18 protein-coding genes are annotated in these 19,282 nt (G+C 43.6%); 10 read left to right on the top strand and 8 right to left on the bottom strand.

Annotated features, from left to right (window positions below):
* Window positions 1–44: 44 nt before the first annotated feature.
* From rpmH to ACP2WE_RS06680, 6 genes are all read left to right on the top strand, one after another.
* Complete coding sequence (rpmH, locus tag ACP2WE_RS06705; protein WP_330483250.1) at window positions 45–185, top strand: 50S ribosomal protein L34; 141 nt, start codon at window positions 45–47, stop codon at window positions 183–185.
* A 107-nt stretch (window positions 186–292) separates the two neighbouring features.
* A complete protein-coding gene (rnpA, locus tag ACP2WE_RS06700; protein WP_425214814.1) occupies window positions 293–769 on the top strand; it encodes a ribonuclease P protein component in 477 nt (158 codons plus the stop codon).
* On the top strand, window positions 759–1,157 hold the full coding sequence (locus ACP2WE_RS06695; protein WP_425214813.1) for a PH domain-containing protein: 399 nt from the start codon (window positions 759–761) through the stop codon (window positions 1,155–1,157). The genes rnpA and ACP2WE_RS06695 overlap by 11 nt, the downstream gene beginning before the upstream one ends.
* A gap of 94 nt (window positions 1,158–1,251) precedes the next feature.
* A complete protein-coding gene (gene yidC, locus ACP2WE_RS06690; RefSeq protein WP_425214812.1) occupies window positions 1,252–2,559 on the top strand; it encodes a membrane protein insertase YidC in 1,308 nt (435 codons plus the stop codon).
* A gap of 57 nt (window positions 2,560–2,616) precedes the next feature.
* Entirely contained in the window at window positions 2,617–3,117 is a 501-nt protein-coding gene (locus tag ACP2WE_RS06685; RefSeq protein WP_425214811.1) for a Jag family protein, read from the top strand.
* Window positions 3,118–3,130: 13 nt separating this feature from the next.
* Window positions 3,131–3,625, top strand: a complete 495-nt coding sequence (locus tag ACP2WE_RS06680; RefSeq protein WP_425214810.1) for a YceD family protein — start codon at window positions 3,131–3,133, stop codon at window positions 3,623–3,625.
* On the opposite strand, the gene ACP2WE_RS06675 is transcribed toward ACP2WE_RS06680, so the two are convergent.
* Window positions 3,618–4,643 (bottom strand): AEC family transporter, encoded by a 1,026-nt coding sequence (locus tag ACP2WE_RS06675; RefSeq protein WP_425214809.1) that lies wholly within the window; start codon window positions 4,641–4,643, stop codon window positions 3,618–3,620. The genes ACP2WE_RS06680 and ACP2WE_RS06675 overlap by 8 nt on opposite strands.
* Before the next feature lie 54 nt (window positions 4,644–4,697).
* The gene (locus ACP2WE_RS06670; protein ID WP_425214808.1) at window positions 4,698–5,987 is read right to left on the bottom strand and encodes a nickel pincer cofactor-dependent isomerase, group 22; all 1,290 of its coding nucleotides are present in this window, start codon (window positions 5,985–5,987) and stop codon (window positions 4,698–4,700) included.
* Between the two features lie 558 nt (window positions 5,988–6,545).
* Between ACP2WE_RS06670 and ACP2WE_RS06665 the strand changes: the two genes are divergently transcribed.
* The gene (locus tag ACP2WE_RS06665) at window positions 6,546–7,916 is read left to right on the top strand and encodes a sugar ABC transporter substrate-binding protein (RefSeq protein ID WP_425214807.1); all 1,371 of its coding nucleotides are present in this window, start codon (window positions 6,546–6,548) and stop codon (window positions 7,914–7,916) included.
* Window positions 7,917–7,968: 52 nt separating this feature from the next.
* On the top strand, window positions 7,969–11,034 hold the full coding sequence (locus ACP2WE_RS06660; protein WP_425214806.1) for a response regulator: 3,066 nt from the start codon (window positions 7,969–7,971) through the stop codon (window positions 11,032–11,034).
* Between the two features lie 89 nt (window positions 11,035–11,123).
* On the opposite strand, the gene ACP2WE_RS06655 is transcribed toward ACP2WE_RS06660, so the two are convergent.
* Together ACP2WE_RS06655 and pds are read right to left on the bottom strand one after the other, a co-directional pair.
* Window positions 11,124–12,002, bottom strand: coding sequence for a phytoene synthase (locus ACP2WE_RS06655; RefSeq protein WP_425214892.1), 879 nt, complete (start codon window positions 12,000–12,002; stop codon window positions 11,124–11,126).
* Between the two features lie 10 nt (window positions 12,003–12,012).
* Window positions 12,013–13,494 (bottom strand): 15-cis-phytoene desaturase, encoded by a 1,482-nt coding sequence (gene pds / locus ACP2WE_RS06650; RefSeq protein WP_425214805.1) that lies wholly within the window; start codon window positions 13,492–13,494, stop codon window positions 12,013–12,015.
* A 214-nt stretch (window positions 13,495–13,708) separates the two neighbouring features.
* Here pds and menA point away from each other — a divergent pair, with 214 nt between their 5' ends.
* The gene (gene menA, locus ACP2WE_RS06645; RefSeq protein WP_425214804.1) at window positions 13,709–14,629 is read left to right on the top strand and encodes a 2-carboxy-1,4-naphthoquinone phytyltransferase; all 921 of its coding nucleotides are present in this window, start codon (window positions 13,709–13,711) and stop codon (window positions 14,627–14,629) included.
* Window positions 14,630–14,668: 39 nt separating this feature from the next.
* Window positions 14,669–15,244, top strand: a complete 576-nt coding sequence (locus tag ACP2WE_RS06640) for a Uma2 family endonuclease (RefSeq protein ID WP_425214803.1) — start codon at window positions 14,669–14,671, stop codon at window positions 15,242–15,244.
* A 3-nt stretch (window positions 15,245–15,247) separates the two neighbouring features.
* Here ACP2WE_RS06640 and ACP2WE_RS06635 read toward each other — a convergent pair whose 3' ends face one another.
* The 4 genes from ACP2WE_RS06635 to hpsC all read right to left on the bottom strand — a co-directional run bounded on the left by ACP2WE_RS06635 (window position 15,248) and on the right by hpsC (window position 19,243).
* Entirely contained in the window at window positions 15,248–16,693 is a 1,446-nt protein-coding gene (locus ACP2WE_RS06635) for a class I SAM-dependent methyltransferase (RefSeq protein ID WP_425214802.1), read from the bottom strand.
* Window positions 16,694–16,736: 43 nt separating this feature from the next.
* Window positions 16,737–17,318 carry a pilus assembly FimT family protein gene (locus tag ACP2WE_RS06630; RefSeq protein ID WP_425214801.1) on the bottom strand — a complete coding sequence of 194 codons (582 nt, stop codon included), beginning with the start codon at window positions 17,316–17,318 and terminating at the stop codon, window positions 16,737–16,739.
* A 145-nt stretch (window positions 17,319–17,463) separates the two neighbouring features.
* The gene (locus ACP2WE_RS06625; protein ID WP_425214800.1) at window positions 17,464–18,069 is read right to left on the bottom strand and encodes a pilus assembly FimT family protein; all 606 of its coding nucleotides are present in this window, start codon (window positions 18,067–18,069) and stop codon (window positions 17,464–17,466) included.
* 16 nt (window positions 18,070–18,085) lie between these two features.
* Window positions 18,086–19,243, bottom strand: a complete 1,158-nt coding sequence (hpsC, locus tag ACP2WE_RS06620; RefSeq protein ID WP_425214799.1) for a hormogonium polysaccharide secretion pseudopilin HpsC — start codon at window positions 19,241–19,243, stop codon at window positions 18,086–18,088.
* Window positions 19,244–19,282 lie beyond the last annotated feature (39 nt).

Genomic DNA, 19,282 nt, shown 5'->3' with positions numbered 1-19,282 from the left:
AGCCTGTGAAAAAGACATGATTTGAAACCAAATAATTAACTGCTATGACCAAACGCACTCTAGGCGGTACTTCCCGTAAAAAAAGACGCACCTCTGGGTTTCGTGCCAGAATGAAAAGTCCCACAGGTCAAAACGTGATTAAAGCTCGTCGCCGTAAAGGTCGTGTACGCCTCACCACTGTTTAGTTTAAAAGACCATTTTTAGAAGATCGGGTTCCAAGGCGCGTTTAAGCACTCGTTTAAACAACAAGCTAAAAAATAGCTTTAAAAAAGACGAAAATACGCTAGGAACAATGAGTTACCATCTCATTTCACATTTACGGCTCGATACTGCATCCTGCCAGTCGTGTGCCTACTCACCTCATGTTGCTTACTCCGTTTCACACCTATCTTTTGCCAATACCGTGCTGCCTGCTCAAAATCGTCTGAGGCGAAGGCAAGACTTTGCTGAAGTTTATGCTAAAGGCGATCGCTACAGTGGTCAGTATCTGCGTTTACGCATTTACGACTTGAATAAAACAAGTAAAAAGTCTGGCACTGACATACAGATTGGCATTGTGATTAGCAAAAAGGTTAGCAAACTGGCGGTAACCCGTAACCGAATTAAGCGCCAGCTACGTGCAATTTTTCGTCAACTTCTGTCACAATTAAGGCAAGGTTTGCAGATAGTTGTAACGGTTTCCACCCTACAGGGGAGTCCAACTTTTAAGCAACTTTGGGATGATTTAATAACATTATTAGTCAAGGCTAAAGTTTTGCATGGCAATTAACGAAGAAGTTTATTACGAAGGTGCCCCGCATATTGGAGACCTGATCGTCGGTTTGCTGCTCAGTGTATTTGTAATTACTATTCCCATTACAATCGGTGCGGTAGTGAGAGCTATATGGTTAAGGTATAGAATTACAAATCGGCGAATCACCGTAACTGGAGGTTGGTTTGGGCGCAATCGTACAGATATTGTTTATGCTGAGATTGCTAAAATCGTCACAGTCCCTCGTGGCTTAGGCTCTTGGGGTGATATGGTACTTACCTTAAAGGATGGTTCGCGGCTAGAGCTAAGGTCTGTCCCAAAGTTTCGTGAAGTCTACGACTATATAGAGTCAAAACTCAGCCTAAAGGCGAGAGAAGTCAGTGGTGGCGTTGGGGGGACAACTTAGTTCCCAAGCTGTATACAGGAATGTATATAGGCATTTTCCCAAGGCATAAAGCATAGAAAGTTAAAAGTTAAAAGTTAAAAGAAAAGGTTAAAGCATGGATTTTGGTGTAGGTTTCCTGTCAAACAGTGTCATGTTGCCATTCCTAGACTTTTTCTATGGCATTGTGCCTAGTTATGGGTTGGCAATTGTTGCACTCACATTAGTGGTTCGACTTGCACTCTTTCCCGTGAGCGCAAATCAGCTTAGGAGTATGCGCCGCATGAAGATCGCTAACCCGATCATGCAACAGCGGATTAAGGAAGTCCAAGAGCGCTATAAGAGCGATCCTGCTAAACAACAGGAAGAAATGGGCAAGGTAAACTCGGCAAACTTTAAGGAGTTTGGCAATCCACTCTCAGGTTGCCTCCCTGCGATTCTACAGCTACCTATCCTATTTGCCCTGTTTGCAACCCTTCGGGGATCGCCTTTCGCCGACATTAACTACACTCTAAATTTTCAGATTTCACCACCAGAGCAGATCGTTGAGTCGCAACCTTTTGTTTCACCTACTCAAAATGTTTACTTTGCAGATAAAGTTCATTACCCCGTGCAAGCAATTGCGCCATCTGGTACAAGTCTTGCCGTAGGTGCGAAAGAAACGATAAAGCTTCAAACCATCCAAAAGGAAAGCTTTGATGTACTGAACGCCAAATTCCCAGACACCGATCTAACCCCCAAATGGCAAATCACTAAAGGTCAAGGTCTGGCTGAAGTGTCGCCTGATGGTGTAATTACTGCTCTACAACCAGGGGACGTTACCGTTCAAGCTACCGTACCGGGTCTAGCATCTAGCAAGGGTTTCTTATTTATCCAAGCTTTAGGTAAAGTTGGCGCTACAAATCCTGACGGCAGCATCAACTGGGATATTATGGTCATGATTCTGGGCTTTGGCTTGAGCCTCTATATCAACCAAGCCATCTCTGGCGGCAATTCTTCTGGGCAAAAGGCTAACTCTGATAGCCAGCAACAGCAAGAAACTATGAATAAAATTACACCAGTCATTTTTTCTGGCATGTTTTTATTCTTTCCTTTGCCTTCAGGGGTTTTACTGTACATGCTGATCGCTAACGTCTTTCAGACTGTGCAAGCCTTTATCGTGTCAAAAGAGCCTCTGCCAGAAAATCTACAAAAGTTAGTGGATACTTCTGCATCGCCCGCTCAACCTACTAAAAGAGCTGAGCCTAATAAAGCTATTGCTCCAAGCAAAGCCGAACCTAGCAAAATGCCTTTTAAAGCCAAAGATAATAAAGCCGAAACGAAGGTAGATGCAAAGAAGGTAGATCTCAAAGCTGAGAATAAAGCTGAAGGAAAAGCGCCATTACCCTTTGAGCCGGGTTCTTCTAAGAAAAAGAAGAAAGACTGAAGAAATAACGGTCTTTATGGTTCCGAGCGGAGTTAAGAAGTAGACAAGAGTCAATCTATGAGCCAAGCTGAAGTAGGTGTAAAGTGGCTGACCCATTTACTAGAGCTAATGGGTTATCTTTGCACCGTGCGTGCAGAGTTGAAAGCCAATAGCGATCCTGAATTAAATACGCCTAACTATTGGCTGGAAATTGACCATAGTTCGCTCCGCCCTCATCAGATCCAAGCCCTGATTGGTATAGATGGTAGCACTCTTGATGCTATGCAATATCTCACGAATACGACGTTAAACATGCATTTACCGTCAGAAGAAGATCATTGCTTTTATACAATCGAACTTAATGGTTATCGGGCAAAGCGGCAAATTGAGCTGCAAGAGTTAGCCGAACAGGCTGCCGATCGCGTCAGAGAAACCCAACAAGAATTTGCCATCAAAAACCTTTCATCAGCAGAACGCAGACAAGTGCATATGTTCTTGAAAGGACTCTCCGATATAGAAACCTTGAGTCAGGGCAAGGAACCCCATCGGCATCTAATTGTGCGGCTCGTTCAAAATTAGGGAATTCAAACCTATGGATAAAATTTATATTCCTCAGTTGGCAAAAGCAGTAGATGCTACCGAGGCGATCGAATTTAAAGAATTTATTGATGGGCTAGAAACCCTTACCCCTGCTCAAGGAGTTTTAACCGTTAAACACCTAGGCTCTTGTCTCGAGGTTAAGGCGACGGGGTGGGCAATTATGACATTGACCTGCGATCGCACCCTAGTGCAGTTTAATCACCGCCTCACGATCGATGCTTCCGAACTAATTTGGTTGGCTGCTCCACTTCCTGCGGAAAAACATACGAAAGAAAAGGAAATAGCGATTGATGAGTTGGTTGAAAGCCTACCTCCTAACGGTTATTTCGAGCCTGAAACTTGGCTCTACGAACAATTTTGTTTAGCAATCCCCTTCCCTAAAATTTCGCCTGATGCTCCAGAGGTAAATCAATCTTCAGAAACTTCTCCAACCATTGATAAGCGTTGGTCAGCCCTCTCAGCACTTCAAATCAATCATCTTAACTAAATAGCCAGATCCATACGGGTAGCGTAAATAGCAGTCCCACAGAACCAAAAGCTAGGGATGTCACAGCCAAATCTTTGTCTAGGTTATAGGCTTGCGCAATTACTAAGGTGGCAAACGCAGGAGGCATAGCCATCTGTAGTACCATTGCTAGCCTTGGTGCACCTGTTACCCCAAAAAACATCAATCCTGTACCAACGACTAATGGGACTAATAACATCTTGATAATCAAGCAGGTTAAAGCCTGTCCCCACTTACGAATAGAAGGTAATTGGCTCAACTGCAAGCCAATCATCACTAAAGATAAAGGCACAATCGGGATCGATAGGGTTTTAACAACCTGCTCGACAGTTTCTGGCAATTTAACATTACTAATCGACAAGCCAAGGACTAAGCTCCAAAGCGCGGGATTGCGAAGAAGGCGATCGAAAATGTTGATCCACCATTTTTTCTGATTTTGAGCGTTTGCACTCGTACCATAATAGGCAGCAAGGGCAACGCCCAAACCATAGGCTCCCAATGTCGAACCTAAAAGATCGTAGAAAACAGCGTAAGCAAAGTATTCCTTGCCTACGACAGATAAAATTACTGGGTAGCCCATATAGCCTGTATTGCCAACCATCATAGCCAAGAGGAAGCTACCCTGCGTGCTATTGCTCCAAGAACTAGCTCGGACTGCTGTCCCATCTTCAACGGCAAGCTCGCCACCTGAGCGATCGACAAATTTAATCCCACTTGAAAAGGATTTCAGCCTTTCATCTGTGACCCCCAAATCAATCCAGATCCAAGCAAATGCAGCGCCAACTAAAATAGCAATCCACGCAGTTACAGGTGCGACCAACACCCCCCCAGACAGATCGCGTCCCCGCAAAGAGGCAACAATTAGCAGCGGTACACCAAACCAAAACAAAAATTTACCGATATATAGCGAGGTCTTTTTGGGCACAAGGTAGCGACCTAGAGCAAAGCCTAAAAGTACCCAACCAATCAAAGTGCCGTAAAGCTGAATGAGGTTATCCATTGCTAAGATTGCTAAGTATAAGTGATTGGTTTAAAAGACGAGCACGAGAAGGATTTAAGCAGTTTGATAAGCTGCTTCTCCAGACAACACAAAATCTGGTAGGTTTCCATCGGGTAAAAACTCAAGTAAACGAGGTTCGCTAAGCAACGTAATGTCTGGTCTAGTTCTTGCTCTATCTCGGTAAGAAATGGAAGCTTCTACTTCAGAAATCTGCAAGGTATTTTTGATCCGAAGTATTTTGGCATTTCGAGGTTCAATTAAACCAAAGGATTTGAATGCAGCATCCAAAACCTCTCTATCGGTGTTAAAGAACATGGGTATTTTAGCCCCCCGTAGGTTCTGCGCAGTGAGTGCATTGGTATAGAAAGAGTTAAAGTCAATTTTATCGACAAGTCGTTTTGTTGTGAAATCAGCAAGCCCAAGCCCCATGGCATTGCCACCTGTTCCCTCGCTTAAGTCTCTCACAAATATCTTATTCACACGCGGTAGCGAGTGAATGAGTTCAGGGCAAAATATTTTTTTCAGCCCTGTAACGTTCGTATCCATTCCTGCACCACTGATGTTTTTACCGATTTCATCAATAATGAGTAAATCTACGTCATCAAATGGCAACTTTGGACACCAAGCTCTGGAAATGCGCAGAAGCTCTCGTTCCTCCTGTTCGATATTATCTCGCCCGATCGCTTTAATTTCCGCTGTCTGCTGATAGCCATTTTCGATAATACCGATCCCAAAAGCGATCGGCATCTCTTGCATGACGATTTTATACACACTTCTGACCACGCGATCGAAAGAGTAATGCACGAAGTTCCGGTGATAGGTCTCGGCACCTACGCGCTTACCCAACCCGATCGCCATCATCTTTAACATGCCACTTTCGATTTCACCTGCAAATCTTGTATGGGGCTTAATGCGATTAATTAATACAATATGGTCTGCTTCCGAAGCGATACGTCCAAAAAATACTGGCATGCCAAAATCAGTCGTACCAATCTGGACTACTTCCATGGATGAACGCACGGGTACACCCATTTGTTCTTCCGTAATCCCATAGCCAGACAAGATCGCTGCTTGGCCTTCGTCAGTAGCTCCACCATGACTACCCATCGCAGTGACAATAAAAGGCTTAGCATCTAATGCCAGCAATTCATCAATTACCGATTTAACAATCAAGCTGTGATTATCAATGCCTCGACTACCTACCGCCACAGCCACAGTTTGATTAGGTCGAATCAGCGCACTAGGGTTTAGGCAGCTAATCTCTTTTCGTATGATTTCGGGTATATCTGTTAGAATGCGATCCTCAAACCTTTGGCTCATACGAAACATTCTGGGATAATCCATGGTTGAAGTCCTTGAGATTTTTAATCTTAATTTACTAAGGTTATGAACGATGATTTATGTCATGCCCGCAACCTACAAGGTAATTATGTGGGTAGACACTGCTCTTAGCCATCGATTAATTTCCCAGATAAATAGCATTATTAGTTTAAATTGAGTTGACGTAGGCTGGTCATATAACTCCATTGATTTAAACTTTATGTTTCCCTATCTGTAAGGGGAGTGGGACATCTTTTAGAAACAAGGTTGGCACAAAGTAGAATTTGCAGGCATCGGTCAAATAGCTCAAGTGTCGAAAAAATATCTCTCTATCGTTACTGCACAGAACTTACATCAGTGTTTAAGATGTTTTTTTGCCAATCAAGTTAAGTTATAGTTTTTTATACAGTTAATAAGGCTGAGTAGATCTAACTTGTAAATTTTTAATTACCTTTTTGACAGAAAATAAGCAAAGGCATAAATTTACTAGATGAGGATCTTGATTATAGATCGCTGTGTGATATCAGCCCGACCATGGCTCCTTAACGAAAAATATTACGATGAGGTAAAAGACAATCAACCATGCGTCATCGCATACTTACAGTCCTGCTATTGTTCCTTATTACCTTTGGGTTGATTGCTTGCCCAAATCAAACGTCAACCAACCCACCAAATCCAAATCGAGATACCTCTTTCCGAATTTGGTGGAATGAGGGATATTTCCCAGAAGAAACTGCTACCATTCGAAAAATCGTTTCTGCATGGGAAAAGCAGTCAGGCAAACAGGTAAATCTGACAATTTACAGTGAAAAAGATCTAGCCCGTGAAGTTAAGAACGCGATCGAGCGCGACAATCCACCTGATATCTTGTATAGCTACAGCGGTGATTTTAACCTTATGCCTAGACTGGCTTGGCAAAACAAGCTTGCAGATGTCTCAGATGTAATTCAGCCAGCCAAAGATCTGTATGAGCCAAGCGCTTTACAAGCTGTAAGTTATGAAAACAACACGACTAAGAAACGTAGTTTTTATGCCATTCCTATTTCACAAAATACTACTTATATTCACTATTGGAAGGATCTCTTAGAAGAAAGCGGCTCGAGTAGTGAAAAGATCCCCAAAGAGTGGAATGCCTTTTGGAAGTTTTGGGGCGAAAGTCAGACAAGCCTTCGTCAAAAGGGCAAAAGTGAGCTCTTTGCTATGGGTCTGCCGATGTCTGTGACTGCTACTGATACATTTTATCAGTTTGAAGAATTTCTAGAAGCGTACAATGTGCAATTAATCGATAAAGACGGAAGATTGCAACTTGATGCACCAGAGACGCGCAAAGCGATCGTTGCAGCTTTAACGCAGTATTCAAGTTTCTATAAAGATGGTCAGGTACCACCTAAAGCAGTGGATTGGGCAGATCCTGATAACAACATTGAGTTTCTCAGTCGTAAAACACTAATGACGCCTAATCCCTCCTTGTCAATTCCGGGATCTCAGCGGCAGGATAAGGAAACTTACTTTAATAAAATGGCAACCGTTGAGTGGCCAAATCGGGTTGATGGAAAACCTCTAACCTATTTGGTTGCTGTCAAACAAGCCTGTTTATTTGAAGCTTCAACGAATAAGGAAATTGCAAAAAACTTCTTGTCTTTTTTGATCAACCCCGAGAATTTGTCAGAATTTGTTAAGGGATCGCAGGGAAGATTTTTCCCTGTAATGACAAAACAACTCAGCGATCCTTTTTGGAATGACGTAAAAGATCCGCATATTTCAGTAGCTGTCAAACAGCTCAAGAATACAAGACCATTTTACCAAGTGGTTAATCCTGCCTACACTGAGGTACAATCACAGAATATATGGGGGAAAGCGATTAGAAGCATCAATGTTGAAGGGAAATCTCCTGAACAAGTGGCGGACAAAGCGATCGCTGATATTAAACAAATATTTTCAGATTGGAAGTAACATTCTGCAATGTGAGCCTTCATATCTAGATAATGTAGGTCAGAGGTAGTGCATGAAATTCTTGAACAAAAGCTTACTTGTTAAGCTAGTTGGCTCTTTTTTTCTAGTTTCGAGCGTAACCGTTCTGATCGTAGCCATTACTACGAATGTTCGTGGTAGAGCTGCGTTGAAGCAATCAATCTTCGATCGCCTTGATGTGGCAAACTCACTCAAAGAATATCAAGTCATTCAATGGTTTGATAATCGTCGTAATGACGTTGTCTTGATTAGTGACCTAGTTGAAGTCAGAAGCCAAGTTGAAATCCTACTTAAAAAAAAGCCTGAAGAGCTTGAATATCAACAAGCATATAAAGCTTTAGATAGTAGCCTTTCAAGCATTGCTCGTGTAAAAACTCAAATCGATCAGATTTCAGTTTTAAGCAATGCGGGCATCATTATTTACTCGACCGATAAAACTAAAGTCGGGAAATATCAACCTTTAGGGAATACAACCACTCTTTTCATTGCTACAGATAAAGATTTGGTGAAGCCAAATTTTTACACCTCAACGCAATCGGGTAAGCCCATGATTACCTACGCTACCTCCATAGCCGATCGGGAAAAGAGTAAAATAGCCTACGTGGCTGTCGATCTAAATCTTCAAGATGTCGATGTGCTAATTCGACAAAATAAAGGTATGGGTGCGAGCGGTGAAACTTACCTTGTGGGAAACCTAGAGGCAAAAAGTGCATTTATCTCAGGTGGTGGAGAATTTGCGGACAAGAAGCAATTCGCTGATGGGGTGAAAAGTGAGGGTATCGATCTCGCACTAAAGGGTAAAGACAGTAGCGGTTTATATAACAACTATAAGACCGTACCTGTAATCGGGGTATATAACTGGATTGAAGAACTCAACTTAGCGATGATTGCTGAAATGAGTCAAGAAGAGGCGTTTGCGCCTGCCGATCGCCTTGCCAAAGAAATTTTATTACTGGGACTAAGTTCGGTTTTCTTGTTACTCGTGGCAGTGTATTTATTGTCTCGTCGGATCACCCAACCGATCTTGGCGATCGCTGACACAGCCATGTTGGTATCTAAAGGTGACTTGAGCAATCAGGCGCCCGTGTTAACTGAGGATGAAATTGGGGCACTGGCAAAAGCTTTTAATCAAATGACTGGGCAGTTGCGGCAATCTGGCGAACAACTGGCAGACTATAGTCGTACGCTCGAACAAAAAGTCAACCAACGCACGGGTGAGCTAAAGGCAATTATTGACAACATGGTGGATGGCTTGGTTGTTGTCGATCTAGAGGGCAAAATTACCCAGTTTAACCCTGCTCTTTGCAACATGATGGGCTTAACCAAAGTAGAGATTTTGGGTAAATCTTGCGAGGATATCTTGAAATCTGAAGCAACTGTTATCGTTGAAAATACTAAAAACAATCCCAAACGCGTATTTACTGCCGAAATTCCTCTGCCTGACAAACGCTTGGGGAAAGCAGTTGCCACCTCAATCTTTCGCGAAGATCCATCTCCCCCTGGGCAGTCGGATCTAGAATCTACAATTGTTTATTTGGGCTCGATTATTATTATTCGTGACATCACCGCTGAGAAGGAAGTCGATCGGATGAAAACCGACTTTATCTCGACGGTTTCCCACGAATTGCGAACTCCACTTACATCCGTTTTGGGATTTGCCAAACTGATTCAAAAGAAGCTTGACGATACGATATTCCCGCTCATTCAAACCGATGACAAAAAAACTCAACGGGCAGTTCGTCAGGTTGGGGAGAATATCGAAATTATTGTTTCAGAAGGAATGCGTCTGACCAAGTTAATCAACGAAGTTTTGGATATTGCCAAAATGGAAGCTGGCAAGATTGACTGGAAAATGGAACCCATGGTGATTTCTGAGGTCGTCGATCGCGCGATCGCTGCAACCACAGCTCTATTTGACCAAAAAGGGTTGGAACCCATTAAGGATATTCAAGCAGACTTGCCTATGATGACAGGCGATAAAGATAGATTAATTCAAGTCGTGATTAACTTGATTTCTAACGCTGTCAAGTTCCAAGATCGAGGTTCCATAACTTGTAAGGTTAAACAGACAGACAACTATATTACTGTTAGTGTCATCGATCGAGGGATGGGCATTTCTGAGGAGGATAGACCCAAGGTCTTCGAGAAATTTAAGCAGGTAGGGGACACGCTCACAGATAAGCCTAAGGGAACGGGATTAGGTCTACCAATTTCAAAAGAAATCATAGAGCATCATGGAGGTACGATCTGGGTAGAGAGCGAACTGGGTAAAGGCAGTACCTTTTCTTTTACACTGCCGATTCAGCAAGAACAGAGCGAAAGCCTTCAAACAATCAGTATCGAGTCTCAACCGCCTGCCCTACAAATTGAAACTAATTCAGAGATCGGTTCGGAGTTTCAGGTAAGAGCGCTCAATGTTGATGCTCTGGTGATGCAATTACAGCCAGCATCTTCAACCTCTAGCATTAAGTCTTTATCCGAACACCGTAAAACCATTCTTGTCGTGGATGATGATGAAAATATTCGCAAGTTACTGAGGCAAGAACTTGAGTCGAAAGGATATTTTGTCAGAGAAGCTTGCGATGGTGCAGATGCGATCGAACAGGTAAAAAAATCTAAGCCTGACCTGATTACCCTCGATGTGCTAATGCCAGAAATTGACGGCTATGCTTTAGCCTCCATGTTAAAGAAAGATCCCGTAACTATGGACATTCCCATCATTATTGTTTCCATTTTGGATGGGGCAGAAAGAGGCTATCACTTAGGGGTCGATCGCTATATTAACAAGCCGATTAATTCTGAGTTACTGCTGTCTGAAGTCGAAGCTTTACTTTCAGAGGGAACTTCACAGAAAAAGGTGTTAGTTGTTGATGATAATCTCAACACGGTAAGTACGCTATCTGAACTTTTGCAATCTAAAGGCTATAAAGTCGCGAAGGCATTTAGTGGAGAGGAACTGTTAGCAAAAGCCGTTGAGCTTCAGCCAGATATGATTATTTCTAACTCTAAGTTTTCACATCAACAGAAAGAACTCCATCTCCAAAAAGGGCTAGAGAATGTGATTTCATTCATGATTGTTGATGAGAAAGTCGCAAACTGAGGGTTAACAGTAATGAGGTTTTCAGTCTTCAGCTTATAGAGGACGAAAATTAATATCATCGCCCGACCACCGATAACTTTTTACCTTATCTATATCTGCGCTCTCAGCCAAGCCCAAGGGATAGTTACTACCTTGTTAGAGGTAGTAACAAAGGCTCGACGCTTAAACACTTCATAGTGATTTTTTTCGATCGCTGACAAAATATTGCGATATAACATCAGCGAAGCCCATACTGGCCATCTTGCATCCCGACATAACGCTGAGATTCCCTGTTCGGCATGGGCATAAAACTCTCTGGCACGTTGAATCTGGAATCGCATGAGGTCAACCCAACGCTCATCAATCACACCATTGAGTAAATCTTTTTCGGTGTAGTCAAAATAGGAAAGATCTTCTAGGGGTAAATAGATTCGTCCTCGTTGTGCATCTTCACCAATATCTCGCAAAATATTCGTAAGCTGCATGGCAATGCCTAGGGCGATCGCTGCCTCTGTGGCAGTAGCAATGACGCTGGCATCTGCGGTCTCAAACCCCATTACCGCTGCCGACATTAACCCCACAGTACCCGCGACGCGATAACAGTACAAATGCAGGTCGTCAAAAGTATCGTAGCGATCGCAACTCAAGTCCATCCGCATCCCCGCGATCATGTCTTTAAATGGCTGGATTTGAATTGGGTAGTTTTTGATCGTATCGGCTAAGGCGACATCAGGAGCATTTGAGGGGTCTCCTTGAAATGCCATTTCTAGCTGAGATTCCCAATCTACGAGCGTTTGATCTGTAGTTGTATCCGCTTGAATCCCATCTACAAGCTCATCGGTACGACGACACCAAGCATAAACTGCCCAAATCGCCCGTTGTTTTGCTTCCGACATCAACATGGTGCCAAGGTAAAAAGTCTTGGCATACTTCGCGGTAATACAACGACAGATTTCGTAGGCTTCAGCCAGAGAGACTGGGTGACGCATTCCCATGGGATTAGACAGCGGCTTTAGCAGCGATGGACTGGTCTGATGAAGGCTGAGTTGCTTGCTTAGGGGTCTGTTTAGAGGTTTGATCAAAGTCTTGAACTGATGGTCCCGTAGTTAAGTTTGCAGATGATTGGTGAATACGCTGTGCTGTCAGCTTACCAGAAAGTACAGCCCCTTCCATACTGCCAAGATACTCTTGCTTGGTATAACTTCCAGACAAAAAGAAATTAGCAATTGGGGTGCTTTGGCTAGGTTTATATTGTTCGCGCCCAGGAATAGCTTTATAAACTGAGCGAGGCGTTTTAACGACCTTTGCTTTCAAGACTTTAGCAGGCTGAGGAATTCGATCGGGAAAAAGCTTTGCCAGCTCTGCGATCGTTGCCTCAATGATTTCTTGCTCAGGTCTGTCGATCCAATCTGCTGCTGGTGCCAATACTAACTCTAGCATTGACTTGTTGCTGTCAGCATATTCGCGGCAGGTATTGCTCATATCTGCATAGACGCTTAACAAAGGCGATCGCGAAAACAGGAGTTGATCGACATGGGTTAACTTGCGATCGAACCAGATTTGAACGTTGATTACGGGTACACCCTCTAATTGCTCTAACTTTTGAAAGGTGTCAATTTGCTTCCAAGGTTCGGGCATCATCAACTTCAAAGCATCCACCGCCATGGCTGACACATAAGCATCAGCAGTGACATCGTAGTCTGCCGCACCGTTTAGCCCCCGAATAGCAAAGTGACTGACCGTACCATCTGGATTGAGCACAATTTGTTTGAGTGGGGCATTTACCCTTACCTCTCCACCATGCGCCGTAATATAGTCCACGATCGGCTGACATAGGCGTTCTGGAGGAGCGCCATCAAGAAAGGCAATTTTTGAGCCGTAGCGCTCTTGTAAAAATTTATTGAGAGCAGTGAGAATAACCGTTGCCGAAACCTCATCGGGATCGATAAAGGTAAGCGCTTTAGAAGCAGCAACAAAAATATCGCTACTAATTTTTTCGTCGATGCCATGCTGTTTTAGCCATTCTGAGAGGCTAAATTTGTCCATGTCCTGAACGTATTTATTGCCGCGCACGATCGCTGGGAACAACCCGATCGCAAACCTAATTTTTTGCTGCCATGTCAACAGGTCGTTGTTCCGTAAAATCGACACAATGACGTTAAAGGGAGCAGGAATATTGGGTACATCAAAGCGAGACAGAGTACCAGGCTTTTCAGGTTGGTTAAAGATGAGGGTATGTTGCTTCCACTGCAATCGATCTTCGATGCCTAGCTCTTTGAGCAGTTGTAGCATGTTTGCATAAGCGCCAAAAAAGGCATGTAAGCCTGTTTCGACCCAATCACCGTCTTTGTCTTTCCAAGCAGCAACCAGTCCCCCTAACGTGTCTCCACGCTCAAAGACAATGGGAGTATGCCCCCGATCGACTAAATACTTGGCGCAGGCTAGTCCTGCCAACCCGCCTCCAGCGATCGCAACTCGCATATATTATCCAGTTAGTTTATATCTATCTTTATTATTCTACGTTGCAAAGCTTAACAATTTTCTAATGTTCTGGCTTAAGTATCAATTTATTTCAACAGAACGATAATTAAGTAAGGATTTCTTAACAGGTTATTACAATCTGCGGATTCCAGCCTGTGTATGCCTAGCAGCTTGATACAATGATTTAGCCCAGCTCTGTTTCACCAAATCCCTTATGCTGCAAAGCGTTGAACCCTTATCCAATCAATCCTTCCCCACTCCTTCGCCACGTAAGCTTTGGTTAGCGGCAATTAAGCCCCCTATGTATAGCGTCTCCATCATCCCGATTACCACGGGTACGGCTGTTGCATTTGGTGAAACAGGAAAAATTAACTGGGTTGTCTTTATCACTTTTTTGCTCTCCGCCATACTTCTTCTAGTTTGGGAAAACCTATGCAATGACGTATTTGATTCAGAGACGGGCATTGATAAAAACAAGGCTCATTCCTTAGTCAACCTTACGGGCAAAAAAAACTTAATTTTTGCGATCGGCACGATTTGTTTACTTTTGGGAATTGGCGGCGTTTTGGGGATTTCTTTATGGCAACAGGATGGATCGATCCTCATCCTAATTGCACTCTGCTGTATTTTGGGTTATAGCTATCAAGGACCTCCCTTTCGCCTTGGCTATCAGGGCTGGGGTGAGGCAATCTGCTTTTTTTGTTTTGGTCCTCTGGCAGTTTCTGCGGCTTACTATAGCCAAACCCAAACTTGGTCAGTTAGGGCTTTAGTTGCCTCGATTGTGGTCGGTGTTGCCACCAGTTTGATTTTATTTTGCTCCCACTTTCATCAGGTTGCCGATGATATCGCCGCTGGAAAGCGATCGCCGATTGTCCGATTGGGTACAGGAAATTCGGCAAAACTACTCCCTTGGGTATGCGCCAGTATTTACGTCACAACCTTAATTTGTATCGGTCTAGGAGCTTTTCCAATTTGGACAGCTTTGGTGATTACCAGCCTGCCTGCAACTTGGAAACTTTGTACTTTGGTAAATGAGTATCACGACTATCCCGAACGAGTCCAAAATTGCAAATTTATTGCCGTGGGGCTACATTTTTGGAGTGGCATTTGCTTGGGGTTAGGGTTTATTCTGTAGTTTAAGCACATTGAGTTTGAGCATGGTAGAGGTTAAGTCATGATTGCCGAACTTAAAACCAAGATCACCTTTGAGCAATATTGCAACTATGCAGAGCATCCCGAACACCGTTATGAACTAGTGGACGGAGAATTAGTACTTGTGAATCCACCCACATTTAGGCATTTACTCATTGCTAAGGCGATCGAACAAATTTTATCTGCTGAAATTCTTCGGATTAAAGCAAGTTGGGTCTGCATCAGAGAGGCAGGTGTGAGGACTGGCATCAATCGTTCAAGACTAACGGATGTCATGATTCTTACAGCCGAACAGGTAAAGGAACTCATTGACACATCAGCAATTTGCGAATCCGCAGCAGTGATGGTTGTAGAGGTTGTTAGTCTCGACTCGATCAAAAGAGACTATCGTTACAAAAGAGCGGAATATGCAGCGTTGGGTGTTCCAGAATACTGGATAGTCGATCCACTGCAGCACAAAGTCTCAGTCCTATTATTAGAGGATGGTCTTTACGAAGAATCTGAATTTGAAGGGGAGCAAAATATTATTTCACAGACTTTTCCAGATTTAGGGGTAACCGCAGCTCAGCTACTTGCCGTACAACTTGCTGATACCTAATCACTATACTTCCAGTAAAACGAACTTATCAGCTTCCAAATCGAGCAGGGTTTGTCGAACTTCGTTAAAGGCTTCTATTTCGGCGATCGCTTCAAGTGGCAAATCGCGACTATCTAAATTCCCACAGATTGCCGATCGCATACTTAAGTTAATCTTGGGCTTGATTTTGAGCCATTCCGCCACCAATTCACCACCAGTTTTTACGCCATCCCACAACAGCCTCAAGCATATCGCTTTATTGACAGAATGAGGATTAGATTCAACTGGCTCAATCAAGTTAAAGGGTTTGAGATAAGCGATCGCGCGATCTATTTTCTCCTTGATTTCCTTGGTTTTTAATACAGGATGTAAATGGGCTTTAGCACGTTCCCAAGTTGGTTGCTGCCACTCTTGAATTGGGGTGGGGGTAACTGAGGATACATGCTCTGGATGACCGCACCAAAAATCTAGCAAGCGATGGATAGGGTTGAGTAGCTCGTAAAAGTGTAATTTCTGTTCGGTCGTTGCGGTTGCAAGGAATTGCGCCAAATATTCTGGGATTTTTTGCGCCTCGGTGGGGTGGGCTGTTTGGTTCTGAATGAAGAGCGTTGCTAGATCCCAACCTTTCCAATTTACCATGCTAACGAACTGCAAATCTGATTGTTGGAGCAAGCTAAACAGATCGGGAATCGTAAAGCCTTTGTCTGATTGTAAAAAGTAATTTGCCTGCATAAACTCGTCATTGGTTGGGTTGGGCAGCCAAGTACCCGACTTTAACAACACAGTATCTTGCAGAGAAGCCATGATGCTTTTCGCGATCGCATACTCTCGTTCTGTGGGAGTTCCATCCATTAACCCCAGTAGTTTTGTCAGTTTCTGAGCCCGAAAAAACTCAATCCGCTGATAGAAACTATGTAGATTTGCCCTGATCGTTCCATCTGGTTGCAAAACCGATCGCATCGCCTTTAATCCTGCAACTTGATCGGGTAAGAGGTAAAGGGTTTCATCGCAGTTAATGTAGTCAAATTTTCGATCGAGTTGGGGTAACTGCTCAAATCCCATAACGTGAAATTCGGCATGGGCAAAACCATGATATTGCAGGCGTTGTCGCGCCATCTCAATCGAAGGTTGAGAGATATCGATTCCTACAATTTTTGCACCAGGATTGGCTTCTGCTAAAACCAACGAGGTCAGTCCGCTACCACAGCCCACATCTAAGATTTGCTTACCCTCTGAGTAAACAATACGCCGGCTGTAAGCATCCCGATCGCGAAGCGTTTCCGAAGGAAATAGGGAATCGCGAATGTAATTTACTGTCGCCAGCGAAGCAGGAAACAATAAGTGGGTAAGCGCTTTGACTGACGTAGCGATCGGCACGCGCGGATAGGGGCTGTAGTCAAATTGCTGACGCACGCGGCAGTATGCATCCTGCAAGGAATCGTCTATTTTGTCAGCCTTAGCGTCAGTCATTATCTGTTAATCATCGGTGAAGGCATTATAAATACCAATTAGGTTAGGGAATACAGCGATCGTCAAAATCAGTTCTGACAGCTCCAATCAGGGTACTTACAATTACACAAGCTTTTGGACCCGTTTGACTTCCGTACGCTAAGGTTATTCTTCTAACATCATTGAGCCCGCGTTCTGGTTGACCTTTAGCATCAAATTGAAGAGCGCAGTAAGTCGAACAACCCAATGGTATGGCAGTTGTAAGCGTAGTATGGATGACTACATTCGAGGCAACCGACTCCCAAGCTACGCTACTAATTGGAGTTGTAATCTTATGTACAGCAACCTGCGCTGTACCATCTACTGGCGAACTTCTCAAACTAGTCTGCCACGTTACCTTATCTCGTTTAGCATTGCTCTGAGCCGCACGGATAGCCCGATAAACCTGATTTTGCGATGCGCTTAGCTTTTGGCGATTAAGTGAGTTTAGCCATGTGGGCCCAACGATCGCGCTCAGCACGCCCACAATCGCCAGCACTACCAGCATTTCGATCAGAGTAAACCCAAATATAACCCTACCCAATGACCAGTTAGGGCGTTTGCGGTTCCATAATTTCCAAAATATGAATAAGAATAACTTCTTCATATAATCCAATCGATTTTGTCAGCCTTAGTACTAGCCATTGACCCATGAGTGGGAGAAAAGCTTTCATAAAGATAAGTTTAATATAAATTATGAAGATTAATACCCAAATATTTCGCTATTTATATTAAACTTTACGACGAAATGCTTAGTTACAGCCAGTATCAAACTCATTCGTGATACCACCAATGAGTGTTCTTACATTCACACATGCTTTTGCGCCAGTCTGACTTCCATAGGCTAAGGTTACTTTTCCACAGGGTATTAAGTCAGAACCAGGAGGAATAACACAAGTATTGGGAATGATCGGTTGACCCTTTCCATCAAATTGCAAAACATAAATGCCTGCAATTGTCGGAGCTGTTGTAAGAGCAGTATTAATCACTACATTAGAGACCACGGGTTTCCAATCTTGGGTACCAATTGGGTTTGAAGCCTTAGTTACGGCGACCTGCGCTGTAACGCCGTCTACTGGGGATGTTCTAAAACTAGTCTGCCAAATTACTTTATCTCGCTTGGCATAGCTCTGGGTTTCTTTGATCGCCCGATAAATCTGATTTTGCGATTCGCTCAGCCTTTGACGATTGAGCGAACCTAACCATGTCGGTCCCACGATCGCGGCTAGCACACCCACGATCGCCATCACCACCAGCATTTCGATCAAAGTAAACCCAAATATAGCCCTACCCAATGACCAATGAGGATGCTTACGTTTCCATGATTTCCAAAATCTAAACAAAAATAACTTTTTCATATAATCTCCTTTAGGTTTAGCCTGGAATTAGTACCCCACGCCCAAACACTCTCACATTTGCTGTCGGCAAGAAAGGCGTATTGTTAGCGGTGGGAAACTTAATGCTGCGATTATCATTGAGTCTGACTAAAGCATTACCCCGCATATAGATGCGTGCAGTTGAACTACCAGAGTTTACACAGACATAAAAGCTGGTCAAACTGGTTGCAGTAAACGTGCCTGGTACTCGTTGCGAAGTCGTTGTATTTGACCCCACGCCATTATCACTATTACAGTCAACGTTTGTAGAGGGAGCGCCAACAACAACAGTATTGTTACCGATTAAAACTGGAGGAGTATAGGGCGTTGCACCAAAGGTAGTATCGTCAATAAAATCTACGAGTGTTACGCCACTACCTGCATCCCAGCCAGGAGGAACAGTAGCCCAACCATTCATTTGAGCAGAGAGAACCCCAGCTCCCAAACTAAACCGAGCAAAGCCAGTGTCAGGAACCTTGTAATAGATAGTACCGTTTACCACTTGCGTAGTTGGGCAGTTGACCGAACAAGCATAAGCACTCGAACTCGTACTAATGCCATCTTTAAGCTCAAATCTCACAATCCTTGCGGCATTTGACCAGGGCTGAGTGGCACTTGGGGTGGCATTGTTTTTAACTAGGTAATAAGCCACGATCGAATAGCTAAATAGATCGCCACCAAAACAATTTGCCGATGGGGTACCCAATGGCGCAATAGTCAATGAATAAGGAACGCAGCTTACAGCCCTCGAGCCATCTAAAGTCACAACCGTGTCTGTACTTTTGTAAATATAGCGTTTCCAAAATACAAGTACGGGTACGCCATTTGTAACAACTGGCAAAGAGTTGCCGATACCAGACGGGTTAGAAGCAAGAGGATTAAGACCATCCGCATCGTAAATATAAACCGCCTCGCGCATATCGTCGGCAATATAGTCGAGCGCCGCTTGTATTTCTTCTTGACTGGTTGATTTTGCCTGTTCTTGTCGGTCTGTATCAGCGACGCTAAACACAAAGGTCATCATTGTGCCAACAATTAATACACCGATAACCGAGGCGATCAAGAGTTCCAATAATGTGAAACCTCGTACCTGACCGTTTAGCCTGTAACGCTTGTTAAGGAAACGACGGAAGAAGTAATTTAGCTGTTTTCGCATAGACCTAACCATGGATTTCAATAACGTTATTTACAAGCT

The organism is Tumidithrix helvetica PCC 7403 (genome assembly GCF_965232925.1).
GTDB classification, from domain to species: domain Bacteria; phylum Cyanobacteriota; class Cyanobacteriia; order Pseudanabaenales; family Pseudanabaenaceae; genus Tumidithrix; species Tumidithrix helvetica.
This window is presented reverse-complemented; position numbering and strand designations above follow the sequence as displayed.

Bases quoted from the DNA above. Each gene is read 5' to 3' on its own strand.
- ACP2WE_RS06625 (WP_425214800.1), bottom strand. From the start codon at position 18,069: ATGAAAAAGTTATTTTTGTTTAGATTTTGGAAATCATGGAAACGTAAG.
- ACP2WE_RS06630 (WP_425214801.1), bottom strand. From the start codon at position 17,318: ATGAAGAAGTTATTCTTATTCATATTTTGGAAATTATGGAACCGCAAA.
- ACP2WE_RS06665 (WP_425214807.1), top strand. From the start codon at position 6,546: ATGCGTCATCGCATACTTACAGTCCTGCTATTGTTCCTTATTACCTTT.
- ACP2WE_RS06680 (WP_425214810.1), top strand. From the start codon at position 3,131: ATGGATAAAATTTATATTCCTCAGTTGGCAAAAGCAGTAGATGCTACC.
- hpsC (WP_425214799.1), bottom strand. From the start codon at position 19,243: ATGCGAAAACAGCTAAATTACTTCTTCCGTCGTTTCCTTAACAAGCGT.
- yidC (WP_425214812.1), top strand. From the start codon at position 1,252: ATGGATTTTGGTGTAGGTTTCCTGTCAAACAGTGTCATGTTGCCATTC.
- pds (WP_425214805.1), bottom strand. From the start codon at position 13,494: ATGCGAGTTGCGATCGCTGGAGGCGGGTTGGCAGGACTAGCCTGCGCC.
- ACP2WE_RS06640 (WP_425214803.1), top strand. From the start codon at position 14,669: ATGATTGCCGAACTTAAAACCAAGATCACCTTTGAGCAATATTGCAAC.
- rnpA (WP_425214814.1), top strand. From the start codon at position 293: ATGAGTTACCATCTCATTTCACATTTACGGCTCGATACTGCATCCTGC.
- ACP2WE_RS06655 (WP_425214892.1), bottom strand. From the start codon at position 12,002: ATGCGTCACCCAGTCTCTCTGGCTGAAGCCTACGAAATCTGTCGTTGT.
- ACP2WE_RS06675 (WP_425214809.1), bottom strand. From the start codon at position 4,643: ATGGATAACCTCATTCAGCTTTACGGCACTTTGATTGGTTGGGTACTT.
- rpmH (WP_330483250.1), top strand. From the start codon at position 45: ATGACCAAACGCACTCTAGGCGGTACTTCCCGTAAAAAAAGACGCACC.
- ACP2WE_RS06660 (WP_425214806.1), top strand. From the start codon at position 7,969: ATGAAATTCTTGAACAAAAGCTTACTTGTTAAGCTAGTTGGCTCTTTT.
- ACP2WE_RS06635 (WP_425214802.1), bottom strand. From the start codon at position 16,693: ATGACTGACGCTAAGGCTGACAAAATAGACGATTCCTTGCAGGATGCA.
- ACP2WE_RS06670 (WP_425214808.1), bottom strand. From the start codon at position 5,987: ATGGATTATCCCAGAATGTTTCGTATGAGCCAAAGGTTTGAGGATCGC.
- menA (WP_425214804.1), top strand. From the start codon at position 13,709: ATGCTGCAAAGCGTTGAACCCTTATCCAATCAATCCTTCCCCACTCCT.
- ACP2WE_RS06695 (WP_425214813.1), top strand. From the start codon at position 759: ATGGCAATTAACGAAGAAGTTTATTACGAAGGTGCCCCGCATATTGGA.
- ACP2WE_RS06685 (WP_425214811.1), top strand. From the start codon at position 2,617: ATGAGCCAAGCTGAAGTAGGTGTAAAGTGGCTGACCCATTTACTAGAG.